This is a genomic window from Enterobacter sp. Li2LvB3 (genome assembly GCF_056156645.1).
The window spans coordinates 13,116-36,874 of record NZ_JBSICG010000024.1; the positions used below are offsets into that span (position 1 = coordinate 13,116).

Genomic DNA, 23,759 nt, shown 5'->3' on the forward strand with positions numbered 1-23,759 from the left:
GATGATTAATTAATCAGGTCGCATTATACGTATGCAACCCGGCGATAGCGACGCAATTTCAGCGCGTTTTTCTCCAGCCCGCAAACCAGACAACCACACCGCCAGCCATCAGCCAGGCAGGCATCATCTGCCAGTCCGGGCGATTGATCAGCAGCAGCGTACCGCTCAGCAACAGTGTCGCACCAATCCCAAAGAGATAACGGGACTGTCCCTGACGAACGCGATTGGACTGAAGCTCGCGGGCGATTTTATCCATGCTGTGCTGAAGGTTCTTGCTCTGACGCAAACTGTCGTAAACCAGTTCAGGTATCTCCGGCATTTTTTCAATCCAGAACGGGGCTTTCTCTTTGAGAGAGCGCACCAGTGCCGGAATGCCGACCTGATCCTTAATCCAGGATTCGAGGAAAGGTTTCGCGGTCTTCCACAAGTCTAACTGAGGATAGAGCTGACGGCCTACGCCCTCAACGTAAAGTAATGTTTTCTGGAGTAAAACTAACTGCGGCTGAACTTCCATATTAAAGCGGCGCGCGGTGTTAAACAGGTTCAGCAAAACATGGCCGAATGAGATTTCCGCCAGCGGTTTTTCGAAAATCGGCTCACACACGGTACGGATAGCGAACTCGAACTCTTCAACGTTAGTATCTGGCGGAACCCAGCCAGAATCCACGTGCAGCTCAGCAACCTTACGATAGTCGCGATTGAAGAATGCGATAAAGTTTTCTGCGAGATAGCGCTTATCTTCTTTGTTCAGAGAGCCCACGATACCGCAGTCAATACCAATGTATTTCGGATTTTCCGGGTGGTCATAGCTGACGAAAATATTGCCCGGGTGCATATCCGCATGGAAGAAGCTGTCTCGGAACACCTGGGTGAAGAACACTTGCACTCCGCGCTCGGCCAGCAGCTTCATGTTGGTTCCCTGGTTTTCGAGAGCCACAACGTCAGATACCGGAATGCCGTAGATACGCTCCATTACCAGCATATTCTGGCTACAGTAGTCAGAGTAGATCTCAGGAACATACAGCATCGGGCTGTCTTCAAAGTTACGGCGCAACTGGATGGCGTTTGCCGCTTCACGTAGCAGGTTGAGCTCATCAATCAGCGTTTTTTCATACTCGCGCACAACTTCCATTGGACGCAGGCGTCGACCATCCGGCAGCAGACGTGGAACCCAGCGCGCAAGGCGGTAGATAAGCTTCATGTCCGCCTTGATAACCGGCAAGATGTCCGGGCGGATCACTTTAATAACGATCTCTTTGCCATTTTCTTTCAGGCGTGCAGTATGCACCTGAGCAATCGAGGCCGATGCCAGCGGCTGAATTTCAAAATCGTCAAACCAGGTTTCAACGGGGATATTCCCCATTGCTTCTTCGATTTGCTGCTTTGCTCGCGCACCGTCAAAAGGCGCTACGCGATCCTGCAATAACGCCAACTGATCGGCGATTGTAGGCGGGAAGAGATCCCGACGGGTGGAGAGCATCTGCCCAAACTTGATCCATACCGGGCCAAGCTCCTGCAACGCCAGACGCAGGCGTTCACCCAGCGGCTGATCCTTGTGGCGATTTGGCATCCAGAACAACATCCGTCGCCAGATTCGAAGCGGCAGAGTGATACGCATTTTGGGGATAAGCTCGTCGAGCCCGTAACTCAAAAAGGTGTGGACGATAAAATAGAGGCGCCGAATTTCACCAGGCGTCATTTGCCCTCCAGTTTTTCCAGCCGTTTGGTTAGCGCGTCAACCGCACGTTCGACAGCAGCAGTTTCTTCCGCAAACCATGCCACTTCAAGCGGCCCCGGAGCCATGCGCCACTCTTCGGTCAACACTTCTGCCGCGTAGCGCTGTTGGCGCTGAACAGTTTTGCGCAGAAATGCCGAACCACCATGAATGACTTTGCTGATCCCTTCGGCGGCGATGTCGCCAATATAAGGTGCAAGCAACTCTGCCGGGTCGAACTCGGCAAGATCGCTTAACGCAACGAAGTTCTGCACGACCTGAATGTCACCTTCGACTTCCAGCTCGCCGCTACGGATAAGCGCAGTCAGCTGCTGGCGGTCGCGCAGTTTGGGCACCACGCTCATATGCGTGATGACCGAGCAGTCGGCCTCACCTTCCCACTCACCCAAAACATCAAGCTGGCGCTCACTGAACACCAGCACCAGCGGCGTAGAGAACTCTTTTAAAACAATACGTAACACCTTTCCGTTGAGCCGCTGACGCGCAGTTTTTAGCGCCGAATCACGGTACAGAAAGGCATTCAGAGCATTCTCGATGCCTGCGGTGACTAAGGGTTTAAATGGCACGGGATACCTCCACTCAGAACTTGTAACCGCGATGCAGCGCGACGACACCCGCCGTCATGTTGAAGTATTCAACGTTTTCAAAAGCGGCATCCTGCATCATTGCTTTTAAGGTGTCCTGATCCGGGTGCATTCGGATAGATTCAGCCAGATAGCGATAGCTTTCGGCATCGTTCGCCACCAACTCACCAATACGCGGCAGCACGTGGAACGAATAGGCATCGTAGGCTTTACTCAGCGGCTCGATAATCGGTTTGGAGAATTCGAGCACCAGCAGGCGTCCACCCGGCTTCAGCACGCGGTACATGGAACGCAGCGCCTTGTCTTTCTCGGTGACGTTACGCAGGCCAAACGAGATGGTGATGCAGTCAAAAGTGTTGTCCGGGAACGGCAGCGCTTCAGCGTTCGCCTGTACATATTCAACATTACCCACAACACCGATGTTACGCAGCTTCTCACGTCCCATTTTCAGCATGGAGTCGTTAATATCTGCCAGCACCACGCGACCGGTTTCGCCAACCAGACGTGAAAACTTCGCCGTCAAGTCGCCTGTACCGCCCGCTAAATCGAGCACCGTTTGCCCACGACGCACACCGCTACAGTCGATGGTGAAGCGTTTCCACAAGCGATGAATGCCGAATGACATCAAGTCATTCATCACATCGTACTTCGCCGCCACGGAATGAAATACGTGGGCCACCATGTCAGCCTTCTGCGCTTTAGCAACAGTCTGAAAGCCAAAGTGCGTCGTGTCTTGTGAATCGTCAACCATCTCAGAGCCTGCTTATCAGTCAAATGTCCGTGAAGTGTAACAGATTGGGCGCGTTTGCCCTATGGTTCAACCACCGTGAAAGAAACGATTCGGCGGTTCAGAAGGTGACAAATCCGCGGCTAAATCGTTGTCTTCGCTGTCTGTATTTTGCACACCTGCCCCTTCCCGTAGGCGATATTCATCGTCCTGAGCGGTAGCCTGTTCAACCATTTCAGGATTAATCTCGCGCTTAACCTCCACCCCCAGGCTACGGAATGCCTCTGCTTGCGCCAGCAAGTTGCCGCGCCCGGAAGAGAGCTTTTTCATCGCCTGGCGGTAGTTATCCTGCGCGCGATCGAGGCTCTGCCCAACAGAGGACATATCGTCCACAAACAGGCGCATTTTGTCGTACAGCTTGCTGGCGCGATCGGCAATTTGCTGTGCGTTACGGCTTTGGTGCTCGTAGCGCCAGAGATTTGCAATCGTCCGCAGCGCCACCAGAAGTGTCGTGGGACTTACCAGCATAATGTTATTTTTCAATGCTTCGGTTATCAGTTCGGGCTGTCTGTCGAGCGCCAGCAGGAATGCGGGCTCAACCGGAATGAACATCAACACGTAATCCAGTGAGCGTAACCCCGGTAGCTGCTGATAGTCCTTACGGCCCAGCAGACGGATGTGGTTACGGACAGACGCGATATGCTCCTGTAACGCAGACTCGCGAATGTAATCGTCCTCGGCATTGAAGTAGCGTTCGTACGCCACCAGCGTCATTTTGGCGTCGATAACGACATCTTTGCCCTGCGGCAGGCGCACAATGACATCAGGCTGCATCCGCGAGCGGGCATCGTTTTCGATGCTGACCTGCGTTTCATACTCGTACCCTTCACGCAGGCCAGAAGCCTCCAGCACGCGGGTCAGTACTACTTCACCCCAGTTGCCCTGTGCTTTGTTGTCGCCTTTAAGCGCACGCGTCAGGTTAACCGCCTCTTGCGTCATCTGCGCGTTCAACTGCTGGAGATTACGAATTTCATGCGCCAAAGTGTGGCGTTCGCGCGCCTCCTGGCCAAAGCTGTCCTGCACCTGGCGGCGAAAACCGTCCAGCTGCTCACGCAGCGGCGTGAGCAGGTTGTTCAGGCTCTGGCGGTTTTGTTCGTCAACACGGCGGTTACTGTGCTCAAAAATGCGGTTCGCCAGGTTTTCGAACTGTTCGCTAAGGCGCTGCTCGCTGTTGATCATCTGGCGGATTTTGTCTTCCGCATGGAGCTGGGTCGATTCAAGACGGGTGGTGACTTCGCGGAGATCGGCTTCCAGCGAGGTGTTGATATCACGCAGATTGCGCAGTTCGTTATTGAGCAGCTCGCACTCGTCGCGCCAGTGCCCGCTCTGGGTAAGCTGTTGTTTCGCGGCACTGAGCTCGGCGACCATCTCTTCGCGTTCTGCCAGTTGATCGGCTTTATGCTGCGCGTGCTGATAGCTGGATATGAGCCAGCCTATTCCCACGCCCACCAGCGCAATCACCGCATAAATCAGGATTGAGATATCCACAATGCCCCCTGCATCAACGTTTTACCCGCATAAAATAGAATTGTGCTGTATGAACGTCCAGTTTGAAAGGGTTTTCCTGCGAGGCGCTACGCAAAAAGAAAAGGCCGAACAAGTCGGCCTTTTATCGAAGAAGAGAGGACTAGATCAAGCGGCGAGCCGCTTCAACCACAATTTTCACCGCATGGCTTTCGGTCTGCTTCATGGTTTCGGCGTTCGGGATCTCCTGCTGAGTACGGTTAACGATAACACCCGCCACCATACCGGCACGCAGACCCTGGCTTGCGCACATGGTCAGCAGCGTTGCAGATTCCATTTCGTAGTTCATCACGCCCATAGACTGCCACTCTTCCATTGAGCCTTTAAAACGGCTCACTACGCGGCCAGAGAAGGTGTCGTAACGCTCCTGGCCCGGGTAGAAGGTATCGGAAGAGGCGGTAACGCCGATGTGCGTTGTTGCGCCCACAGATTTCGCGGCTTCAACCAGTGCGGTGGTACATTCAAAATCCGCCACTGCCGGGAATTCCATTGGCGCAAAGTGCAGACTTGCACCGTCCAGACGTACAGACGCGGTCGTGACCAGCACGTCACCCACATTGATATGCGGCTGGATAGCGCCGGTGGTGCCGATACGCAGGAAAGTACGGATACCCAGCTGCGCCAGCTCTTCAACAGCAATAGAAGTAGACGGGCCGCCGATACCGGTAGAACACACGATCACCGCTTTACCATCCAGCTCCGCGCGCCAGGTGGTGAATTCACGATGGGATGCCAGCTTAACCGGCTTATCCATCAGCGCGGCGATCTTTTCCACACGCTCTGGATCGCCAGGGACGATAGCGAGCGTAGCCCCTTGTAAATCGTTTTTAGTGAGGCCGAGATGAAAAACATCAGACTTAGACATAGGTGACTCCTCTGTGGGTCGGTTTGTCAGAAGAAGTAAAACGGTACTTTACAGAAGCAGTGTGCGTAATTTCGTGACGAACCTCACCATGAATGAAAATGATTGCATTTAATTTCCATAAATAAGTGATCAACATCACATTAACAATGTTATACCGTGGTGTGTTGCACAAAAGATAGACCGTTTAAGGCACTGTGGGTTGTTAACCTTGTGACTATATTTACCTTTGCGCTAACTCAACATTGGTACGGAGAATGCCATGACTGAAAAAACCGGTTTTGCACCTGCTGCTGCCCCTCATGCTTCAACCATTGTCACTACTCCCGAAGAAGCCATTAGTGCAGGAGAGACATCCATTCCCTCACAGGGGGATAACATGCCGGCTTACCATGCGCGCCCGAAATCGGCCGATGGCGCTCTGCCGGTCGTGATTGTGATACAAGAAATTTTCGGCGTACATGAGCATATTCGCGATGTTTGCCGTCGACTGGCGCTGGAAGGTTATCTGGCCATCGCACCAGAGCTCTATTTCCGCCAGGGCGATCCAAATGACTACAGCGATATCCCGACGCTATTCACTAATCTGGTCAGCAAAGTCCCGGACGCGCAAGTGCTGGCGGACCTGGACCATGTCGCCAGTTGGGCGGCGCGTAACGGCGGCGACCCACATCGGTTGATGGTGACCGGTTTCTGCTGGGGCGGTCGCATCAGCTGGCTGTACGCCGCGCATAATCCGCAGCTCAAGGCTGCCGTGGCGTGGTACGGCAAGCTGGTCGGCGAAAAAACGCTGAATTCACCTAAGCAACCGCTGGATATCGCCGTGGATCTTAACGCCCCGGTGCTGGGTTTGTACGGCGGCCAGGATACCGGCATTCCACTCGATACTGTGGAAACCATGCGTCACGCGCTGCGGGCGGCAAATGCGAAGGCAGATATCGTGGTTTATCCCGATGCAGGACATGCTTTTAACGCGGATTATCGGCCGAGCTATCACGAAGAATCCGCCAAAGATGGCTGGCAACGAATGCTGGCCTGGTTCCGGCAATATGGTGCTAAAAAGGGTTAAGCGGCTCACAAATTGATGCATGAAGCACCTGTGTTGTTTGACTTTTAAGCACAATCTGGCCGATATACAAAGCACAGGCGTGTAACTACGAGCCGTAGGCAAGACCTGAAGCCCCTCTCCTCTTTCGAGTGGAGAGGGGCTTCAGGTCTTTTTTTTGCTCTGGAGACAGGGGCCAGAACATGAACCACTTGCAAACTGCGCTGGACATCATCGCCCTGGTTGGCGGTGCTGAGAATATCGAACATATCGAACATTGCTCCACCCGCTTGCGGTTGAGCCTGTATGACAACAGCAAGGTCAACGAAACGGCGCTGACAAACATCGACGGCGTGTTGGGCGTTCGCGTCAACGTGCAGTGCCAGGTGATCATCGGTCACGAAGTGGTACAGGTGTTTGATGCGGTGCGTTCTCTGGTGGGCTCGCCGCAGGCCGGTGGGCAGCACACACCTGCCAGAGTCAGCCGCGGGGCGCAGATTGTCGATTTTGTCATTAGCGTTTTTCAGCCGCTGGTGCCGGCGATTGCTGGCGGCGGGGTGCTGAAATCCCTGCTGCTGTTGCTGGATGTGATGGGCTGGCTGAGCCGCAACAGTTCAACCTACAAGGTTCTGGATAACATCGGCTCTGCACCGCTCTATTTCCTGCCGATCCTCGTGGCGATCACCACCGCCATGAAGCTCAAAGTGAACGTGCTGGTTGCGGTGTCTGCCGTGTCGGTCATGGTGTTGCCTGCCATGACCAAACAGCTTGCCGAGGGAACGGCATTTATGTCGTTCGACCTGCGCAACGTGGCGTATGCCTCACAGGTGTTTCCGGCGATCCTGTGCGTGCTTTTTTACGCCCAGACCGAAAAGCTGTTTAACCGCTACTCACCCGGCGCGCTGCGCATTTTCCTCTCGCCGATGCTTTCTCTGCTGGTCACCGTTCCCGTCACCCTGCTGATCCTGGGGCCACTTGGCTATGAACTGGGGGCCGGGCTGGCAACGGTCATTTTGTGGCTGTACGGAAAACTGGGCTTTGTGGCAACCGGGCTGCTTGCTGCCGTCCTGCCCTTTATGGTCGCTGCCGGGATGCACAAGCCGATGCTGCCGTACACGGTTGCCTCCATGAGCCAGTTCGGGCGTGAGATGCTCTACCTGCCTGCGTCACTGGCGCACAACATTGCCGAGTCCGGCGCGTGCCTGGCGATTGCGCTCAAAAGCAAAGATAAGGTGCTGAAATCCACCGCGTTCTCAGCCGGGATCTCCGCGCTGTTCGGCATTACCGAACCGGCGCTGTATGGCGTGACGCTGCTGAATAAAAAAGCGCTCTACAGCGTGATCCTCGGTGGCGTGGTGGGCGGTGCGTTTATCGGCTGGATGGGCATTCAGGCTTTTGCGCTTGTGGGCCCCGGCCTTGCCAGCATCTCGATGTTTGTCTCGCCAGATAACACGATGAACATCGTCTGGGCCTTTGCCGGCGCAGGGTTGTCATTTGCCGTGGCATTTATCAGTGCATTAGTGCTCTGGCGCGACAAGGTGCCGGAAAAAACCGATACCCTGACGTTCACCCGCCCGGTAGAAGGGCAAATCATCCCGCTGGAAAACGTGAATGACGATGTTTTCTCGCGCAAAATTATGGGTGACGGGATAGCGATTGTGCCTTCTCAGGGCGTGTTGCGCGCCCCGGCAGACGGTACTGTTGCGAATGTATTTGAAAGTGGTCATGCCCTAAGTCTGCTCACCGATGCCGGTGTCGAGCTGATATTCCATATCGGGATCGACACCATCAGGCTGCAAGGCGAGGGCTTCTCGGCAAAAGTGGCCGAAGGTCAGCACGTTAAGTGCGGCGACACGCTGATTGAATTCTCACTGGACACCATTACCGCCGCCGGGCTCGATCCGGTGGTCATGATGGTGGTCACTAACGGCGAACGCTTTTCGCTGACATCAGGTAATACCGACGATAAGAATCCAAATCCTCATATCATCATGACGCTTAAGGAGTCCGTGTAATGGAGAAATCCCTCCCGTTTCCGCAAGGTTTTTTATGGGGCGGCGCGATTGCCGCAAATCAGGCCGAAGGGGCATGGAATGTGGACGGTAAAGGGCCGTCCGTGGCTGATGCCATAACCTGGAAGCCTAACCTGTCCGTGAAGGATTACAGTGGCCATATGGCGCTGACCGACGAAAACATCCGCGACGCGTTTGAAGGTAAAAATGACGCGCTGTACCCGAAACGCCGCGGCATTGATTTTTATCATCACTATAAAGATGACATCGCACTGTTTGCCGGGATGGGCTACACCGTGTTGCGCGTGTCGATTGCCTGGTCGCGTATTTTCCCGACCGGCGAAGATGCTGCACCAAACGAGGCAGGCCTGAAATTTTACGAGGAGATGTTCCGCGAGCTTCGCCGCCATAACATTGAGCCGCTGGTCACGCTTTCTCACTACGAAATGCCGCTGGCGCTGAGCGAAAAATACAACGGCTGGGTACACCGCAATGTGGTGGATGCCTTCGTGCGTTTCAGTAATGTCTGTTTCGACCGCTACAAAGATCTGGTGCGCTACTGGCTGACGTTTAATGAGATAGACAGTATCCATCGCCACCCGTTTACCACGGCAGGTATCCGCGAAGAGAAAAGTCTGCCGGGCAAAGCGAAACAGGATATCTACCAGGGGCTGCATCACCAGTTTGTTGCCTCTGCGCTGGTCACGCGCGACTGCCACGCTAAAATTCCGGGCAGCCAGGTCGGGTGTATGCTCACCAAACTCACCACCTACCCGCACAGCTGCCGCCCGGAAGATGTGGAAGCGACGCTGAAGAAAAATCTCGAGAACTACTTCTACGCGGATGTACAGGTGTTTGGTGAATATCCGCCGCTGATCCTGCGCGATCTGGCGCGTCGGGACATTCAAATTGAGATGCAGGCCGACGATCAGCGTATTTTGAAAGAAAATACCGTCGATTTCGTCTCTTTTAGCTACTACATGTCGATGACCGAATCGACACAGCCGGACATCGAGCGTATCCCCGGTAACACGGTTCTTGGGGTGAAAAACCCGTACCTGCCTGCCTCTGAATGGGGCTGGCAGATTGACCCGGTCGGGCTAAAGATCTCCCTGCTTGAACTGTACGACCGCTACCAGAAGCCGCTATTTATCGTTGAGAACGGCCTCGGGGCGAAAGATGTGGTCGAAAACGGCGAGATCCACGACAGCTATCGCATCGACTATTTCCGCGCCCACTTCGAGCAAACTTTGGCCGCTATTAATGAAGGGGTGGATGTGATGGGATTCACCACCTGGGGATGTATCGACATTATCAGCGCGGGCACGTCGCAGATGTCCAAGCGCTATGGATTTATCTATGTCGACCAGGACGATGAAGGCAACGGCACGTTAAAACGCCTGAAGAAAGACTCTTTCTGGTGGTACAAAAAAGTGATTGCCAGCAATGGCGCTGACATGAGCTAACCGGCCCGGCCGCAGGAATAACCGTGATAACGATAAAAAAATCGCTTAATAACAGTATGCTGCTGGTCGACAACGACCAGCGGGAGATGATCCTGTTCGGCAAGGGGATCGGCTTTGGCGCAAAACCCGGCACCAGCATCGATCTCGCGCAGGTAGAGAAAGTTTTCCTGCCGCTGAGCGACCTCAAATCCCGCCATTTTTTATCGTTGACGGACACCATTCCTGCGGCATTCTTCGATATCAGTCACGACATTCTTACCCTTGCACGCAGTCAGTGCGGGGACAGGCTCAATTCGGTGCTGCTCTTCACACTCGCAGAACATCTGCACTTTGCTGTGGAACGCTGCCGCAGCGGGCACCTCATCCACAATAAGCTCAGCTGGGAAGTGAAGCGCTACTACCCGCAGGAGTATGGCGTAGGGTTGCTGGCACGTGCGCAGGTGAACGATAAGTTTGACGTTGAGTTACCGGAAGACGAAGCAGTCAATATCGCTTTTCATCTGATCAACGCCAGCGGTCAGGATGACGACAGCAGCGCCCACCAGCAGGTTGAGCTGGTGAACCGTATCGCCGAAATCGTGCGCTATAAACTCGGTCAGGCGATTGATACGCAATCGGTGAACTATATGCGCTTTATTACTCATCTGCGTTACTTTGCCGAGCGGGTTCTGGCGGGGAAGATTGCGTTGAGTGAAACCGAGGATTTTTATCAGGAACTGATGCGCCATCGCCCGGATGCGATGACCGTAGCGTGGGTGATCCGCGACTATGTGCAGGATAAATATCAGCTCACCTTACCGAAAGATGAGCTGACATGGTTAAGCATTCATATTAGCCGCCTGATGGATGGGCAGGCGTAAAACGAGCGCCGGGGTTAACCCTGACGCAGATTCTGCGCAGCCTTCACCATATTCGCCAGCGCGGCGCGGGTTTCTGGCCAGCCGCGGGTTTTGAGGCCGCAGTCCGGATTTACCCACAGACGCTCTGCCGGAATACGCTGTGCCGCTTTCTGCAACAGCGCCTCAATCCATTCCACGCTCGGTACGTTAGGGGAGTGAATATCGTAAACGCCCGGTCCGATTTCGTTCGGGTATTCGAACTCTTCGAAGGACTCCAGCAGCTCCATGTCTGAACGTGACGTCTCAATGGTGATCACATCGGCGTCCAGCGCAGCGATGGAATCCATGATGTCGTTAAATTCGCAGTAACACATATGTGTGTGGATCTGGGTGTCGTCCTTTGCGACGGCAGCGTTAATGCGAAACGCCTCAACGCCCCACGCCAGATAAGCATCCCAGTCGCTGCGACGTAGCGGTAAACCTTCACGCAGAGCCGGTTCGTCAATCTGGATAATACCAATCCCCGCCGCTTCCAGGTCCGCCACTTCATCACGCAGCGCCAGCGCAATCTGCCTGGCGATAGTTTCGCGTGTCACGTCTTCACGCGGGAAAGACCAGCAGAGAATCGTCACCGGGCCGGTCAACATACCTTTGACAGGTTTGTCGGTCAGGGACTGGGCGTACTTCGCCCACTCAACGGTGATTGCTTCCGGGCGGCTGACATCGCCGATCACCACCGGCGGCTTCACGCAGCGGGAGCCGTAGCTCTGCACCCAGCCGTTCTGGGTAAAGACGAAACCGTCCAGGTGTTCACCAAAATATTCCACCATGTCGTTGCGCTCGGCTTCACCGTGGACCAGCACGTCCAGTCCTAAACGCTCTTGCTCCACAATCGCCTGTTTGATGTGTTCGGCAATGCCGGTGCGGTAGTTGTTCGCATCCAGGTTGCCCTTTTTGAAGTCCAGACGCAGGCCGCGAATTTCAGTGGTCTGCGGGAATGAACCGATGGTGGTTGTCGGCCAGGCTGGCAGGTTAAAACGGGCGCGCTGGGCTTCGGCACGCACTTCATAAGCGCTCTGGCGCTGGCTGTCCTGGGCGGTGATGGCGGCCAGACGTTTTTCCACAGCCGCGTTATGTACGCGAGTCGAGTGGCGACGCGCCTGAATTGGAGCACTCCATTCGGTAATGGCGGCCGTGTCACCGCTGTTCAGCGCATCACGCAGCAGCGCCAGCTCTTCACATTTTTGCAGGGCGAACGCAAACCAGCTCTTCACTTCGGCATCCAGACGCGTTTCAACACTCAGGTCAATTGGGCTGTGCAGCAGCGAACAGGAAGAGGCCACCCACAGATCACGTTTACCGACAATCGCACTAATCTGGGCATACTTTTCTGTCAAATCAGCACGCCAGACGTTACGGCCATTCACCAGACCAGCAGAAAGCAGCCAGTCAGCAGGCAGACGTTTGTGCAGCTCCGCCACATCATCTTTACCGTGGACCAGGTCAACGTGCAGGCCCTGTACCGGCAGCGCGGTAATGGTATCGAGATTCGGGGTGACCCCTTCAAAATAGGTGGTCAGCAGCAGCTTCACCTGGCCTGTGAGCGCGTCATACGCGGGTTTAAAGGCGTTCAGCCACTCCGGCGGCAGCTCCAGTACCAGCGCAGGTTCGTCGATTTGCACCCACTCGATACCGCGTTTTGCCAGCTCCGCCAGCACCTGCTGGTATACCGGCAGGATATCGTTCAGCAGGCTCAGGCGGTCAAACTGCTCGCCCTTCACTTTACCCAACCACAGGTAGGTGACCGGGCCAAGCAGCACAGGCTTCACCTTGTGGCCCAGCGCCAGCGCTTCGTCCACTTCATCCAGCAGCTGCGTCCAGGTCAGTTTGAACTGCTGGCCTTTGACAAATTCCGGCACCATGTAGTGGTAGTTCGTGTTGAACCACTTGGTCATTTCTGCTGCTGCAGCGGGCTCACCGCTCGGCGCACGGCCACGGCCGATACGGAACAGGGTGTCGAGATCGACCGATCCATCGTTGTTCTGATGACGAGCCGGCACGTTGCCAAGCAGCAGGCTGGTAGTCAGAACATGGTCGTACCAGGCGAAATCGCCCACCGGCAGCAGGTCAATGCCCGCCTGTTTTTGCTGATCCCAGTGACGGGCGCGCAGCTCGCGGCCCACGGCCAGCAGCTCTTCACGGGTGGAGTTTCCTGCCCAGTAGCTTTCTTGCGCTTTTTTCAGTTCGCGACGCAGACCAACGCGAGGGAAACCGAGTGTGTGATTGCGGATTGTCATGGTGTACCCCTTATGAAATTCGTTATTTAGACGTCCAGATGTTTACACTTCTATAATTGGCAGGTACTGTATATTCCTCAAGCGCAAAATGTTCATGCCGAAGTGAAGGACTTTCATGATCGAGATAAAACACCTGAAAACGCTACAAGCGTTGCGGAACTGCGGTTCTCTCGCAGCGGCTGCGGCCACGCTGCACCAGACCCAGTCTGCCCTTTCACACCAGTTCAGCGATCTGGAACAACGCCTCGGTTTCCGTCTTTTTGTGCGTAAGAGTCAGCCGCTGCGCTTTACCCCGCAGGGTGAGATTTTGCTGCAACTGGCAAATCAGGTGCTGCCGCAAATTGCCAGCGCGTTGCAGTCCTGCAACGAACCGCAGCAGACAAAATTGCGCATCGCCATTGAGTGTCATAGCTGTATACAGTGGCTGACCCCCGCGCTTGAGAACTTCCGCCAGAAGTGGCCGCAGGTGGAGATGGACTTTAAATCCGGCGTGACATTTGACCCACAGCCCTCGCTCCAGCAGGGCGAGCTGGATCTGGTCATGACCTCAGACATCCTTCCGCGCAGCGGCCTGCACTACTCGCCAATGTTTGATTATGAAGTGCGCCTGGTGCTGGCACCGGATCATCCGCTGGCCGCTAAAACACGCATCACGCCGGAAGATCTGGCCACGGAAACGCTGCTGATTTACCCGGTACAACGCAGTCGCCTGGATATCTGGCGTCACTTCCTGCAACCTGCAGGCATTAACCCGCAGCTGAAAAGCGTGGATAACACCTTGCTGTTAATTCAGATGGTTGCCGCCAGAATGGGTCTTGCGGCACTGCCGCACTGGGTAGTGGAGAGTTTTGAACGCCAGGGCCTGGTGGTGACCAAAACCCTGGGTGAAGGACTGTGGAGCCGGCTGTACGCTGCCGTGCGCGATGGCGAGCAACGTCAACCGATTACAGAAGCGTTTATTCGTTCAGCGCGGAACCACGCGTGCGACCATCTTCCGTTTGTGCGGAGCGCGGAGCGACCCAACGGCGATGTACCCACAGCGAAGCCAGGATCACCGTTCCCCCAATAATAAAGCTCGGCCAGTGCGGTTGCTCCTGCCAGATAGCCAGGTTGACCAGCAAACCCGCAGGCACATGCACGTTGTTCATGATCCCCAGCGTACCGGCGTCTACCTGCGTAGCGCCGTAATTCCACATGAAGTATCCCAGCCCTGAGGCCACCACGCCCAGCCAGACCAGAACGCCCCACTGCACGGAAGTGGTCGGTAGCTTTTGCGGGTTGCCGAGCATAAACCACGCCGCCACGGCAACAATAGCCGCCCCCATATAAAACCAGGCAAAGGCGTTATGCTGCGGCATCGGACGGGTTTCCATCAGGCGTTTGTAACCCACCATGCCAATGGCGAAACTGATGTTGGCCAGCTGCACAAACATCAGACCGGTCCAGAAGTGGTCGCTCACTTTGTCGTAGCGAATGATCGCCGCACCGACAACCGCCAGCAGCGCGCTCAGCGCATAGCCCCAACGCAGGCGACGCTTACTCAGCAGATCGTAAATCAGCGTGATATAGAGCGGTGTGAACACGGTAAACAGCAGGAATTCGGATACCGACAGGTAAACGTAAGCGCGGAAGCTGAACAGATACATGATACCGAGCTGCATTGCCCCCACCAGCATGTACAGCAGAATGGTTTTCAGCGATTGGCCACGCGTACGCAGAAACGGCAGGAATACCAGCGCCGCCAGCCCCACGCGCATCAGCACTGAGAAGTAACTGTCCACCGAACCCGCAAGGTATTCGCCAATCAGGCTAAAGGAGAAGGCCCACAGAATAGTGGTGATAATGAGTAGCGCCACAATGCTTGTCTCTCTGAAAGAAGGACAGGCATTGTAGCGAACTCTTTAGTTGACAACTGAGCAATAAACAACCAAATGAAGATTATTCAAGGAACAGCTTGCGCAGATAATTCGGCACGGCGTTGTCGGCATTAGAACCGATCACTTCCAGTTCCGGGTGCAGATCCTTCAGACGCTGGTGCGCGTTCTCCATGATGCAGCCTTTACCCGCCATCGAGAGCATTTCCGCATCGTTCATGCCGTCGCCGAAGGCGATGCAGTCTTTCAGTTCAAAGCCCATACGTTGTGCCACCGCTTCCAGCGCGTGACCTTTCGAGACGCCACCGGCCATCACTTCCAGGCAGGTCAGCGTAGAGAAGCTGACGTTAACACGGTCACCCCAGCGGGCGTTGATCGCCTGCTCCAGCGGGAGCAGCTCTTCGTGGCTTTCACAGGTGAAGAACACCTTGCTGATCCCTTCCGGCTCCAGCAGGCCTGGCTCATACAGGGTGTAGTTGAACACGGCCTCTTTGAAGAAACGCATTTCGTCCGGGCGATGGCGGTTCATAAACCACTCATCATCGCGATACACGTTGGTCACGATGTCCGGGTTGTTGTGCTCCACGCCGAACAGATCGGTGGCGATATCCCGGTCAAGGTTATGCGTGAAAATCAGGTTGCCATCGGTGTCGTGTACGCGCGCACCGTTGGAGGTGATCATGTAGGCTTTGATGCCCAGGTTATCGCGGATCTGCCCCACGTCCACGTGGTGGCGACCGGTGGCAAACACGAAGTTCACGCCACGGGCAGTCAGGAGCTTCAGGGTTTCTTTCGCAAAAGGCGATAAGGTGTGATCGGGGGAAAGCAGCGTGCCATCTAAGTCAGATGCAACAACCTGGTACATAGGGAAATTTAACCTCAATAGAAAATCAGTTATGCCTGTCGAAAAATTCGACAATGGCGTTGAGCGCGACTGAGCGCATGGTGTCCTTTTCGAAAAGGATCTCATGGTACGCACCGTTTATGACCCACGGTTTACCCCCTTCACAAGGGTGACCAGCGGCGGCACGCAGTTCACAAAAGCGGTCATGCATACGGTTATCAACCACACGCTCTTCTTCCGCCTGAAGCAGTAATGTCGGCGTGCTGTCATCACCAGCACCCGCCAGCGCCTGCTCACCGGCAAGAATGCCTTCCCGCACCCAGTGATAGGTGGGGCCGCCAACGCGTAAACGCGGTTCATCGGCATAAAAACGCAGGTTACGACGGTATCGCTGTCGACTGTGGGTCAGCACGTTCATGGCATACGGCAGCGCGCGCCAGCGTCCTGTTCCGATAGCATAACCTTCCCGAATACGCTGATGGCCCTCAGCCCAGTCGAGAATATGTCGTACCATCCAGTCAGGAAAACGCATCACGATGCCAAACATGGGCGCGCTGAGCGCAATGGCATCACATTGATGCGAATGGCGCTGCAAGAACAGCGTGGCAATGGCACCACCCATTGAATGCGCGAGAATATAGCGTTTCCGCCAGGGGCCGGGCTGCACTTCCTGCTGCCAGAATGCCGCAAGGTCGTCGACATAATCACTGAAATTATCTACGTGACCACGGTGGGTGTCCGACAGCATTCGCCCGGAAAGCCCCTGCCCGCGATGGTCAATAATCAGCACGTCAAAACCACTGTGGAACAGGTCATACGCCAGTTCGGCATATTTGACGTAACTCTCTATGCGACCAGGGCAAACCACAATGACACGATCGTTTTTTTCAGCCCGAAAACGAACAAAGCGTACAGGAACATTGCCCACTCCGGTAAATCCGGCCTCTTCACGCTGACGCCAGAAGTTGGTAAGTGGGCCCATAGAGAAAGCAGCAAATGCGTTTTCTCGAGTTTCCCAATCCTTTTTCTGCTGAAACATCGGGTTTCCACCCCTGTAAGCCAAGGAATATCGTTTTTTCGTGACAGGTCACAAAATGACTCAACAATAGCGTATTGTGGCATAAAAACAGACGATTCGGGAGTTTCAAATGACCTTCGAGTGGTGGTTCGCTTACCTGCTGACATCCATCATCCTCAGCCTTTCACCAGGCTCTGGCGCGATTAACACCATGACCACTTCGATCAACCACGGCTATCGTGGTGCGGCGGCATCCATTGCCGGTTTGCAGACCGGGCTGGGCATTCACATCGTGCTGGTCGGTATCGGCCTGGGGACACTGTTTTCCCGCTCGGTGCTGGCGTTCGAAGTGCTGAAATGGGCCGGTGCGGCGTACCTGATTTGGCTCGGTATTCAGCAGTGGCGCGCGGCAGGCTCCATCAACCTGAACACCCTTGCGCAAGCGCAAACGCGTGGACGTCTGTTTAAGCGCGCAGTGTTTGTGAACCTGACGAACCCGAAAAGTATCGTCTTCCTTGCAGCCCTGTTCCCGCAGTTTATCGTGCCGCACCAGCCGCAGGTGATGCAGTACGTGGTGCTCGGAGCGACCACCATCATTGTCGATATCATTGTGATGATTGGTTACGCGACGCTGGCGCAGCGGATTGCGGCGTGGATTAAAGGGCCTAAGCAAATGAAGGCCCTGAATAAAGTGTTTGGTTCGCTGTTTATGCTGGTTGGCGCGCTGCTTGCGTCAGCGCGTCATGCTTAGCGAGAAATGATGAGATGAATGCCGAAGCCGGTGAACAACGCACCGGCAAATCCGTCTATCCACTTCGCAACGCGCTGATACCCACGGCGCATCGCCGGTAAGGCGAACAGGCTCGCAACGATAGTAAACCAGGCGAACGTCTCAACGACGATCAGCAGGAAGATACCCCAACGTGCACCTGCGCCCACGCTATCTCCCACAAACAGGGAGAACACGGAGCCGAAATAGATAATTGCTTTCGGGTTTGCCAGATTCGTCAGCAGCCCTTTCACAAAGCTGCGGCCACCGGTTGCCAGCTCGACTTTTGGCTCTTCCGGTTTTTTCTCTTCTTTCTTCAGCGCCCCGCGCAGCATCTGATAACCCATCCAGCACAGATACAGGCCACCACCGACCATAATGATGTTATGCAGCCAGGCCATTTTCGCGAGGATCAAGTTCAGGCCCAGCAGCGCCACCGCCGCCCAGATCATAACGCCCATGGTAATACCGAGCACACCCATCATCGCCTCTTTGCGGGAGCGGCTGACGGCTGTTTGTGACACGAAGAAAAAGTCAGGGCCCGGGCTCATCAGCGCAACGATGTGCACTAACGCCACGGTGAGAAATAGCATTAACATAATTAACTCGCGGGGAAATAATTCAGTGTGTCACCATCCTGGCACTTTTTAGCCCGGCTGACTACTCCTCATCATCACCGTCGGCGTGAGAGCGGATAAGCGCCATAAACTCCTTACCAAAGCGCTCGAGCTTACGTGTGCCAACGCCGTTGACGCTGAGCATCTCGCTGGCGCTCAGCGGCATTTGTTCGGCCATCTCAATCAACGTCGCGTCGTTGAAGACCACGTACGGTGGGATATTCTCTTCATCCGCGATGGCTTTACGCAGCTTGCGCAGTTTGGCAAACAGCTTGCGGTCATAGTTGCCGCCGTAGGATTTCTGCATCACCCGCGGCTTGAGCGCGATAACGCGCGGAACGGCGAGCTTCAGTTCGATATCACCGCGCAGCACCGGACGCGCCGCTTCGGTAAGCTGAAGCGCAGAGTGCTGGGCAATATTCTGGGTGGCAAACCCCAGATGAATAAGCTGGCGGATAATACTGACCCAGTGCTCGTGGCTCTGCTCTTTGCCGATACCGTAAACGGGCAGCTTGTCATGGCCCATATCGCGAATGCGCTGGTTGTTCGCGCCACGCAGCACTTCCACCACGTAGCCCATCCCGAAGCGCTGATTAACGCGATAGATAGTCGAGAGCGCCTTACGCGCATCCATCAGGCCATCGTACTGCTTTGGCGGATCAAGGCAGATATCGCAGTTACCGCAGGACTCCTGACGGCCTTCACCAAAATAGTTGAGCAGCACCAGACGACGACAGGTTTGCGCTTCAGCAAAGGCCCCCATCGCGTTGAGCTTGTGGCGCTCGATATCCTGCAACTGACCCTGCGGTTTCTCTTCCAGGCAGCGGCGCAGCCAGGCCATATCCGCCGGATCGTAGAACAGCATGGCTTCTGCTGGCAGGCCATCACGCCCGGCACGGCCAGTTTCCTGGTAGTAGGATTCGATATTACGCGGGATGTCGAAGTGCACCACAAAGCGCACGTTGGGTTTATTAATCCCCATCCCGAATGCTACCGTGGCGACCACGATTTGCAGGTCATCGCGCTGGAATTTCTCCTGCACGTCGGCGCGGATGTGGTTTTCTAACCCGGCATGATAGGCCGCAGCGCTAAAGCCACGGTTTTGCAGACGCGCGGCGGTATCTTCCACTTTTGCGCGGCTGTTGCAGTAAATAATGCCGGACTTACCGCGCTGCTCCTGCACGTAACGCAAGAGCTGATCCAGCGGCTTGAACTTTTCCATCAGCATGTAGCGGATGTTGGGGCGGTCGAAGCTGCTGACCTGGATAAACGGATCGTTTAGCCCCAGCAGACGAACGATATCAAGACGCGTTGTATCATCCGCCGTGGCGGTGAGCGCCATAAACGGCAGCTCAGGGAAGCGCTGACGCAGCTGACCGAGCGCGGCATATTCCGGGCGGAAATCGTGCCCCCACTGCGAGATACAGTGCGCTTCGTCTACCGCCAGCAACACCGGGTTCCAGTGCGCAAGGTGATCGAGGAAGTTATCCAGCATCAGACGCTCGGGTGCGATATACAGCAACCGAATCTGCCCGGTACGGCAACCAGCCATCACTTCCTGCTGCTGCTCGCGGGTCTGCGTAGAGTTGATACAGGCCGCTGCTACGCCGTTGGCAAGCAGTTGATCTACCTGATCTTTCATCAACGAAATAAGGGGAGAGACCACGACCGTGAGGCCATCAAGCACCAGAGCGGGCACCTGATAACAGAGCGATTTCCCGCCGCCGGTCGGCATCACCACCAGGCAATCGCGACCTTCCAGCACGGTTTCAATGATGGTTTCCTGGCCAGGGCGGAACTGCTGGTAGCCAAAGGTTTCGTGCAGAACCTGTTTAGCCAGCGATTCCTGATTCAATACTTCCGCCTGCGCCACGTTAACCCCATTTGCCAGAAATAAAACAGGCGCTATTTTCAGCGCCTGAGAGAGAAACTTCAACGTTTAACGCAAAAACATTCGAGCAGCCTAGAAAATATCATTCAGCATTACGCCCACACCGACGCGGGTTTGATTGAAGTTGTAATCGATAAGCGACTCGCCGTAACCACTGTATACCTGCGTGTAAAGACGCACATGCTTGCTCACCGGATAGCTCAGGCCTACTTCCGCGCCGCCGTAGCCGGTATTCCAGTTGTACTGTCCCTTCGCGCTCAGCACCGCATCGCCTAACTGGTAACCAATTTTGAGCTGGTAGTAACCCATGTATTTGGTGATATCCGGGTTGTCGTCCGTAGCGCCCACCACGTACCACGGCTTAACTTCCACCATCCAGTTACCGTTTTGCGCCATCAGGCGGGTATAAAGGCGGTTCCAGCTGCGTGAAGTGGGGTCGGCGCGGCCGTTGGAGTCGTGGTTAAAGCCCATCTCCACGTCGCGTAGCGTCCAGCCTGCAAATTCGTAATCCGTCGCGAAACCGAGGAACAGCTGCGGTTCATAGTTGGTTTCACGAAACGGTGAGGACTCGCCGCTGTTTGAAAGCTGCCACCAGGATTTTTGCGTATAGGACGCACCCAGCACCGAGTTTGGCCCCAAAATACCGCGCCAGAACGGGAATGCCAGGCTGAGCTGGTACTTCACCTCATCTTTGCGCGCATTATCAGACCAGTTGTAAGACTTAATCGCCTCTTTGTTGATATCGCTGGTCCAGGTGTAGAGCAAATAGTTGGTGTCATACGGGTAGAGCGTGAACGGATTGTCATGCTCCTGAAGTAAGTTAGCGATAATGCTGCCGCGAACGGCTGGCGTATCGTGTACTTCATTAACAGTCGCTTCCTGCGCATATGCTGTGAGGGGCAGCGAAACCGCCGCCAGTAACCAACCCAGATACGTCCGCATCGGTGGTGTTCTCCTGCAAATATTGAGATTTCATGAATAGTTATGTGGCGGACATTCTACAGACTTCCGCACTAACTTCCGCCTCCTCGTTTCTGAAAGTGGAATTCCTTATTGTTGAGGCATAAAATCAACATTTTATTAACAATAAGGACGTCATTTCTCATGTCAGCCACGCTAACCGCCGAAGATGCTTTAAAACTCGTGGGCGAAATCTTTGTTTACCACATGCCGTTTAACCGCGCGCTGGGGCTGGAACTGGAACGCTACGAGAAAGACTTTGCCCAGCTCAGCTTCAATAATCAGCCGATGATGGTGGGTAACTGGGCGCAAAGCATTTTGCATGGCGGTGTGATTGCTTCTGCACTGGACGTAGCAGCGGGGCTGGTCTGTGTCGGCAGCACGCTGACGCGTCATGACACCATCAACGAAGACGAATTACGCCAGCGTTTATCACGCATGGGTACCATCGACTTACGTGTCGACTATCTGCGCCCTGGCCGGGGAAATCGCTTTACCTGCACCAGCAGCCTGTTGCGCGCAGGCAACAAAGTCGCCGTCGCCCGTGTCGAACTGCATAACGAAGAACAGGTCTATATCGCCAGCGCAACCGCCACTTATATGGTGGGTTGATGCAGCAAAATCGGGTAAAGTTAGTTCACTTTTTTGTAACGGATTTTCCCGATGGATGCTAAACAGACGCGGCAGGGCGTGTTACTCGCTCTGGCCGCTTATTTTATTTGGGGTGTCGCTCCGGCGTATTTCAAGCTTATCGCTTATGTACCGGCTGATGAGATCCTCACTCACCGCGTAATCTGGTCCTTCTTCTTTATGATTGCCCTGATGAGCATCAGCCGTCAGTGGTCAGGCGTCAAAACGCTGCTCAAAACCCCGAAGAAGGTCTTCCTGCTGGCGCTCTCTGCGGTGCTGATTGGTGGCAACTGGCTGCTGTTTATCTGGGCGGTGAATAACCATCATATGCTCGAAGCAAGCCTTGGGTATTTTATTAACCCGCTGGTGAACATTGTACTGGGGATGATTTTCCTCGGCGAACGCTTCCGCCGTATGCAGTGGCTGGCGGTGATTCTGGCGTTCTGCGGCGTGCTGGTGCAACTGTGGACCTTTGGGTCACTGCCGATTATCGCCCTGGGGCTGGCATTCAGCTTTGCGTTCTACGGGCTGGTGCGTAAGAAAATCGCCGTTGAAGCGCAAACAGGCATGTTGTTCGAAACCCTGTGGCTTCTGCCAGTGGCCGCAATTTATCTGTTTGGCATTGCCGACAGCGCGACCAGCCATATGGGCAACAACCCGTGGTCGCTGAATCTGATGCTGATGGCCGCCGGTGTGGTGACAACCATTCCACTGCTGTGCTTCACCGGGGCGGCAACGCGCCTGCGTCTCTCTACGCTGGGCTTCTTCCAGTATATTGGCCCAACGCTGATGTTCGTGCTGGCAGTGGTGTTTTACGGCGAAGTGCCAGGCGCGGACAAGATGGTAACCTTCGCGTTTATCTGGGTCGCACTGGCGGTATTCGTCGCAGATGCGATTTATACCCAGCGCAGGACCCGCAGAGGGATGTAGGTGTTTTGTAGGGCGGGTAAGCGCAGCGCCACCCGCCTGATTTTTACAGCCAGTTGCGACGCTTAAAGTACAGATACGGCGCAAGCCCGGCGAGGATCATAAAGATAATCGCCCCAGGATAACCAAAGCTCCATCTCAGCTCCGGCATAAACTCAAAGTTCATCCCGTAGCTTGATGCCACAAGCGTAGGTGGCAGGAACACCACAGATACCACCGAGAAGATCTTGATGATGCGGTTCTGCTCGATATTGATAAAGCCCATTGCCGCCTGCATCAGGAAGTTGACCTTCTGGAACAGGGATTCGTTGTGCGGCAGCAGGGATTCGATATCGCGCAGGATCTCACGCGCCTGCTCCAGCTGCCCGCCCGGCAGACGCGCTTTACGCACCAGGAAGTTCAGCGCGCGCTGGGTATCCATCAGACACAAACGCACCTTCCAGCCGATATCTTCCAGCTCCGCCAGCGTGGAAAGGGCTTCGTCATACTCATCACCCTGATGGCCTTCCATGATCACGCGACTCAGCTTTTCCAGATCGCTGTAGATGTTTTCGATCTCATCCGCCAGCTGTTCGATTTTGGTTTCAAACAAATCGAGAAGCAGCTCGTAGGCGTTTCCGTCAACCATTGCCTGGCTACGGGCGCGCATTCGGTAGAGACGAAACGCAGGTAACTCGCGCTCACGCAGGGTAAACAGGCGACCGTCGCGGATGGTGAATGCCACGGTTGAGTTACCGGCGTGATCTTCGGCATCTTCAAAGAAGAAAAAGGAGTGAATGTGCAGGCCGTCTTCGTCTTCAAAAAAACGGGCCGATGCTTCGATGTCTTCCAGTTCTGGACGGGTTGCCAGGCTTTGCCCCAGCTCGGATTGTACGCGAAGGCGCTCATCGTCGTCCGGCTCGACCAGATCCACCCATACAGCATCAATGAGGGGCTGCGACTCTTCGGCTTCAAGCCGAATCAGTCGGTTATTTTCGAGTTGAAATGCGCTCAACATGACCGGGACTCCCAATGCAAAAAATATCGGACAGTTCGGTGGGCACACAGAAACAAATTGGGTTTCAGACCATTAAACAGC

At 55.0% G+C, this 23,759-nt stretch carries 21 protein-coding genes; 8 read left to right on the forward strand and 13 right to left on the reverse strand.

What is annotated here, in order from left to right:
* Positions 1-58: 58 nt before the first annotated feature.
* From ubiB to udp, 5 genes are all read right to left on the reverse strand, one after another.
* A complete protein-coding gene (ubiB, locus tag ACS603_RS18275) occupies positions 59-1,699 on the reverse strand; it encodes a ubiquinone biosynthesis regulatory protein kinase UbiB (protein ID WP_182062920.1) in 1,641 nt (546 codons plus the stop codon).
* Complete coding sequence (gene ubiJ / locus ACS603_RS18280; RefSeq protein WP_182062921.1) at positions 1,696-2,301, reverse strand: ubiquinone biosynthesis protein UbiJ; 606 nt, start codon at positions 2,299-2,301, stop codon at positions 1,696-1,698. The genes ubiB and ubiJ overlap by 4 nt, the downstream gene beginning before the upstream one ends.
* Before the next feature lie 13 nt (positions 2,302-2,314).
* Complete coding sequence (ubiE, locus tag ACS603_RS18285; protein WP_182062922.1) at positions 2,315-3,070, reverse strand: bifunctional demethylmenaquinone methyltransferase/2-methoxy-6-polyprenyl-1,4-benzoquinol methylase UbiE; 756 nt, start codon at positions 3,068-3,070, stop codon at positions 2,315-2,317.
* A gap of 66 nt (positions 3,071-3,136) precedes the next feature.
* Positions 3,137-4,594 carry a DNA recombination protein RmuC gene (gene rmuC, locus ACS603_RS18290; RefSeq protein ID WP_182062923.1) on the reverse strand — a complete coding sequence of 486 codons (1,458 nt, stop codon included), beginning with the start codon at positions 4,592-4,594 and terminating at the stop codon, positions 3,137-3,139.
* A gap of 139 nt (positions 4,595-4,733) precedes the next feature.
* Positions 4,734-5,495 carry a uridine phosphorylase gene (gene udp / locus ACS603_RS18295; protein WP_014072255.1) on the reverse strand — a complete coding sequence of 254 codons (762 nt, stop codon included), beginning with the start codon at positions 5,493-5,495 and terminating at the stop codon, positions 4,734-4,736.
* Between the two features lie 259 nt (positions 5,496-5,754).
* Between udp and ACS603_RS18300 the strand changes: the two genes are divergently transcribed.
* From ACS603_RS18300 to ACS603_RS18315, 4 genes are all read left to right on the forward strand, one after another.
* On the forward strand, positions 5,755-6,561 hold the full coding sequence (locus ACS603_RS18300; protein ID WP_182062925.1) for a dienelactone hydrolase family protein: 807 nt from the start codon (positions 5,755-5,757) through the stop codon (positions 6,559-6,561).
* Between the two features lie 179 nt (positions 6,562-6,740).
* The gene (locus tag ACS603_RS18305) at positions 6,741-8,552 is read left to right on the forward strand and encodes a beta-glucoside-specific PTS transporter subunit IIABC (protein WP_474944688.1); all 1,812 of its coding nucleotides are present in this window, start codon (positions 6,741-6,743) and stop codon (positions 8,550-8,552) included.
* Complete coding sequence (locus tag ACS603_RS18310) at positions 8,552-10,015, forward strand: glycoside hydrolase family 1 protein (RefSeq protein WP_182062927.1); 1,464 nt, start codon at positions 8,552-8,554, stop codon at positions 10,013-10,015. Before ACS603_RS18305 ends, ACS603_RS18310 begins: the two co-directional genes overlap by 1 nt.
* Before the next feature lie 23 nt (positions 10,016-10,038).
* Positions 10,039-10,875, forward strand: coding sequence for a PRD domain-containing protein (locus ACS603_RS18315; RefSeq protein WP_182062928.1), 837 nt, complete (start codon positions 10,039-10,041; stop codon positions 10,873-10,875).
* 14 nt (positions 10,876-10,889) lie between these two features.
* Here ACS603_RS18315 and metE read toward each other — a convergent pair whose 3' ends face one another.
* Positions 10,890-13,151 carry a 5-methyltetrahydropteroyltriglutamate--homocysteine S-methyltransferase gene (metE, locus tag ACS603_RS18320; protein WP_474944689.1) on the reverse strand — a complete coding sequence of 754 codons (2,262 nt, stop codon included), beginning with the start codon at positions 13,149-13,151 and terminating at the stop codon, positions 10,890-10,892.
* Between the two features lie 115 nt (positions 13,152-13,266).
* Between metE and metR the strand changes: the two genes are divergently transcribed.
* Positions 13,267-14,220 carry an HTH-type transcriptional regulator MetR gene (metR, locus tag ACS603_RS18325; protein ID WP_182062930.1) on the forward strand — a complete coding sequence of 318 codons (954 nt, stop codon included), beginning with the start codon at positions 13,267-13,269 and terminating at the stop codon, positions 14,218-14,220.
* Here the strand turns inward: metR and ACS603_RS18330 are convergent.
* The 3 genes from ACS603_RS18330 to pldB form a co-directional block, all read right to left on the reverse strand.
* The gene (locus ACS603_RS18330; RefSeq protein WP_182062931.1) at positions 14,108-15,007 is read right to left on the reverse strand and encodes a carboxylate/amino acid/amine transporter; all 900 of its coding nucleotides are present in this window, start codon (positions 15,005-15,007) and stop codon (positions 14,108-14,110) included. The genes metR and ACS603_RS18330 overlap by 113 nt on opposite strands.
* A gap of 82 nt (positions 15,008-15,089) precedes the next feature.
* A complete protein-coding gene (gene yigL / locus ACS603_RS18335; RefSeq protein WP_182062932.1) occupies positions 15,090-15,890 on the reverse strand; it encodes a sugar/pyridoxal phosphate phosphatase YigL in 801 nt (266 codons plus the stop codon).
* A 25-nt stretch (positions 15,891-15,915) separates the two neighbouring features.
* Positions 15,916-16,908 (reverse strand): lysophospholipase L2, encoded by a 993-nt coding sequence (gene pldB / locus ACS603_RS18340; RefSeq protein WP_182062933.1) that lies wholly within the window; start codon positions 16,906-16,908, stop codon positions 15,916-15,918.
* Between the two features lie 109 nt (positions 16,909-17,017).
* Between pldB and rhtB the strand changes: the two genes are divergently transcribed.
* On the forward strand, positions 17,018-17,638 hold the full coding sequence (gene rhtB, locus ACS603_RS18345) for a homoserine/homoserine lactone efflux protein (RefSeq protein WP_166718565.1): 621 nt from the start codon (positions 17,018-17,020) through the stop codon (positions 17,636-17,638).
* Here the strand turns inward: rhtB and rhtC are convergent.
* From rhtC to pldA, 3 genes are all read right to left on the reverse strand, one after another.
* Positions 17,635-18,255 (reverse strand): threonine export protein RhtC, encoded by a 621-nt coding sequence (gene rhtC / locus ACS603_RS18350; RefSeq protein ID WP_474944690.1) that lies wholly within the window; start codon positions 18,253-18,255, stop codon positions 17,635-17,637. The genes rhtB and rhtC overlap by 4 nt on opposite strands.
* A gap of 61 nt (positions 18,256-18,316) precedes the next feature.
* Positions 18,317-20,146, reverse strand: coding sequence for an ATP-dependent DNA helicase RecQ (gene recQ / locus ACS603_RS18355; RefSeq protein WP_182063491.1), 1,830 nt, complete (start codon positions 20,144-20,146; stop codon positions 18,317-18,319).
* Between the two features lie 90 nt (positions 20,147-20,236).
* Positions 20,237-21,106 (reverse strand): phospholipase A, encoded by an 870-nt coding sequence (pldA, locus tag ACS603_RS18360; RefSeq protein ID WP_182062934.1) that lies wholly within the window; start codon positions 21,104-21,106, stop codon positions 20,237-20,239.
* A 162-nt stretch (positions 21,107-21,268) separates the two neighbouring features.
* On the opposite strand from pldA, the gene yigI reads away from it, so the two are divergent.
* On the forward strand, positions 21,269-21,736 hold the full coding sequence (yigI, locus tag ACS603_RS18365) for an acyl-CoA thioesterase YigI (RefSeq protein ID WP_182062935.1): 468 nt from the start codon (positions 21,269-21,271) through the stop codon (positions 21,734-21,736).
* Positions 21,737-21,787: 51 nt separating this feature from the next.
* Complete coding sequence (gene rarD / locus ACS603_RS18370) at positions 21,788-22,684, forward strand: EamA family transporter RarD (RefSeq protein ID WP_182062936.1); 897 nt, start codon at positions 21,788-21,790, stop codon at positions 22,682-22,684.
* A 43-nt stretch (positions 22,685-22,727) separates the two neighbouring features.
* Here rarD and corA read toward each other — a convergent pair whose 3' ends face one another.
* A complete protein-coding gene (corA, locus tag ACS603_RS18375) occupies positions 22,728-23,678 on the reverse strand; it encodes a magnesium/cobalt transporter CorA (protein ID WP_315687263.1) in 951 nt (316 codons plus the stop codon).
* Positions 23,679-23,759: the final 81 nt, after the last annotated feature.